The organism is Frankia sp. CcWB2, from assembly GCF_977927585.1.
In genome coordinates, this window is the sequence record NZ_CDWRCM010000184.1 from 6222 (window position 1) to 9425 (window position 3204).

Sequence of the window (3204 nt, forward strand, 5' to 3'; positions counted from 1 at the left end):
CTCGGCCTCCGCCGCCGTCAGGTCGAGATCGCCCCGGTAATGCGCGGCCAGCAGATCGAGCTCGTGGAAAGCCGGCTCCTCGGCACGGGCCCGTTCCAGTTCCTCCGCCAGGTCCTCGACCATCTCCGGCACCAGCCGGCCGGCCCGCACGACCCTGGTCCGGGTGCGGACGAGCACCGCGTCGACGTCACGCAGCCCGCCGTCCATCCTGATCAGATCTGCCCGGTTACCGAAGTGCCCAGTCAGGACGCGACGCAGCTGCGCCACCCCGCTGTCCCGCACAAGCTGGGCGCGCAGGGCCTCGGGGCCCAGCCCATCGCGCAGATACCGGGCTGCGAGCAGCACGCCCCAGCCGCCCAGCCGGCCGTGCACCCACTGCCGCGCCTGCTGGGGGACATCGATCCCGGGGCAGCTCGGGGCGGTGAACCGGTCGGCGTCGGCCAGGACCCGGGCCAGGCGCGGGGGCTCGATGGCGGCCAGATCGGCCAGCACGGCGAAGGCGTCGTCGGGCAGCGTCTGGGCGCCGGCGGCTGCCAGGCCGGCGACCGGGAGCACACTGTGGAACAGCCTGCGCAGACCCGGATCGGCGGCGTAGCGGGCAGCGACGACGCCTGCCGCGGCCATCGGGTCGAACCCAAGCAGGTCCCGGTCCGGCCCCGGCGGCGGCGGCCAGTACTGGTCACATCGGGTCAGCACACCGAACGCCCTGATCGGGGTCACCGCAGCCGCGGCCTCGCCGAGAAAGTCGACGACCGCTGCCCGTCCCTCGTCCGACAGCGCGCGGCTGAACAGATAGACGATCGCGTCGGCCCGGTCGAGCTCGACCATGCTCTCCGCGTGCACCCGCCGCGCGTCCCCGCCAGAGGCCGCCAGCACCCGCTCCGCCACGGCCTGCTCGGCCGGGTCGGCGATGCCCAGCGCCGCCAGGGTGTTCGCCGAGTCGGTATGGTGCACACTCCCCAGGCCCGGAGTATCGACGAGCCGGAACCGCCGCAGCATGGGGATCGGCAGGCCCACCTCCACCTTGCGGATGTCAGCGAGCAGCTCGTCCGGCGTGCCGTCCCGCGTGGTCAGCCGTTCGAGCAGCTCGACCGGGTGCCGCTCGCGCCGCCCGTCCCGCCGGTGGACGATCATCGCGGGGACGTCGCTGTAGTGCATCTCCTGGACGTTGAAGGTCAGCTCCAGCCGCCCGGTGGCCGCCGCCTCGTACCCCAACAGGGCATTCACCGCGGTGGACTTCCCCGCCTTGATCCGCCCGACGACCGCGACACGCATCGGCTCATCCCGGCGCAGCACCACCCGCCGCACCACCGCGAACAGGTCCGCCAGCTCGTCGGACGCCCCGCCGTCCGGACCTGGGTTCTCGGCCGCGAGCCGGTCGACCAGTCGGTTGAACACGTCACTGTCGACAGCGCCGCTCACGGGATCCGCCACACCGCTCACCGGCCGCCACCAGACCTGATCAAGCACTGGACACGGTCGACAGCCTGGCCGCGCCAACGGGACCCGGCACAGCCCGCGGCTCCCAGGTCTGTGCGGAGAACGCGGCGCAGGGCGGGTGCCTGGCTGCTCTGCCCCGCGTTCCAGTCGACCGACGACGGCTGGTGTGCCATGGTCAGCACGCGCCGCGGATGAGGCATGCGTGCTCTTTCCACCACGTGAGGACGACTCCCGGAACCAGATTCTCGTGAATCGCGACGATGCGCTCGGCATCGAAGGACCAGTTGATCTGGAAGAGGCCACCGGGCAGTAGGCCGCAGACTCTACGACCGACCGAGTTTCCCCCGACCTGCGCGTACCACCATCCATTCACTGCCTGGTTGCATTCCGCATGAGCGGCAAGCGACCGCGTGGCGACCGTCAGATACTCCAGCAGGTGAGAGTCCCGGAGATAGGGGACGTAATGAAGTAACAAATACGCGATCGAGAGCATCATCGCAGGTCACAGGCCTGTGGAGGGTTTGAAACGCGCAAGTTATTTCATTTCGACTCCATACCGGAGGAACTGCATCCGGAAGTAGCCCGCGGTCGTCTTACAGCTTATTGCTGCCCAGGCGTTCCACGGCTCTCCTTCCAGATTTGTCCGGGCCTCGCAGGTGCCCAGATCTATCTGGTACGGGTCGAGCATATTGTAGATTTCCCGGTGACGGGCCTGAAGGGACGCGGGCAGCGTAGGCGTCGTCGCCTGGCTTCGGGGAGAGACGGTGACGCTGACCGACTGGCGGCGGTGGTTCGGCTGGTCGGACTCCCCGGCGGTGGCAATGATAGCGAGGGCGACCGCGGGAATCGCGGCGAGCAGCAGAACAGCGACGAGCACCCAGCGGACCCGGCGAGACCGAGACCTGGCCGGTCTGCCCCTGTTCTCCGTCGGCTTCTTCGACTTCCTCTGTTTCCCGGACCGCGGCCAAGCGGTAGATGCCGTGGCGCCCGGTTGGCCATCCGCCGACGGATCCCAGCCCTGTGCCCAGGGGCGGACGGTGGCGAGCTGATCGGGCTCCGCCAGAGCGTCGGAGCCATGATCGGCGGTGGCTGTGTGATCCGCGGCTGTCTGGGTCCGAGGGGAGCGCGCGGGCGCGGCGAAGGCCGGCTGTGGCATCTCGGCCGGCCCTGTCGTCGATGGTTGCGCGGGTTCCTGCGCGGACGGAGCAGGCGGAGCCGGAGACGCGGGATGCGTCGCCGCCGATGCGGGGCTTCGTTCCGTGGCCTCGCGCAGGTCGTCGGCGAGCCGGACAGCGAAGCCCGAGCGACCGACCCAGCCCGGGCCGAGGGTCTCGGTGACCGCATGCGCGAGGTCGAGAGCGAACGAGTGGGCGTCCTGGTGGCGCTGCCCCGGGTCCTTCGCCAGGGCACGCATCACGACCTCGGCCACCATGGGCGGCACACCGGCCGGCGGGTCGGGAGGCGTGTTCAGATGCTGCAGGTAAAGAGCCGGCAACGACAGCTGCTGGAATGGCGGCGCCCCGGTGAACAGCTCATAGAGAACGATTCCCAGGGCGTAGATGTCGGTGGCAGGGCCCAGACGGTCGCCGGAGATCTGCTCGGGTGCCATGTACTTCGGGGTGCCGACGACAGCGCTGGCGGTCGCGGCCGTCCCCGCGAAGATCGTCGCGATACCGAAATCGGTGACCTTCAGCGTGTCGGCGACATCAAAGAGAATATTGTCCATCTTGACGTCACGATGCAGCACCCCCTTGGGTAAACATT

Annotated in this window: 3 protein-coding genes; all 3 read right to left on the reverse strand. The window is 69.5% G+C overall.

The annotated features are described in order from the left end of the window. Window positions 1-1422, reverse strand: a 1422-nt coding sequence (locus ACY45C_RS17200; protein ID WP_462188580.1) for a dynamin family protein, incomplete at its 3' end; no start/stop codon positions are given. 193 nt (window positions 1423-1615) lie between these two features. Continuing rightward, window positions 1616-1936: a hypothetical protein gene (locus ACY45C_RS17205; protein WP_462188581.1), complete on the reverse strand. Its 321-nt coding sequence runs from the start codon at window positions 1934-1936 to the stop codon at window positions 1616-1618. 39 nt (window positions 1937-1975) lie between these two features. Then, window positions 1976-3204: serine/threonine protein kinase (locus ACY45C_RS17210; RefSeq protein WP_462188582.1), on the reverse strand; the 1229-nt coding region annotated here is incomplete at its 5' end.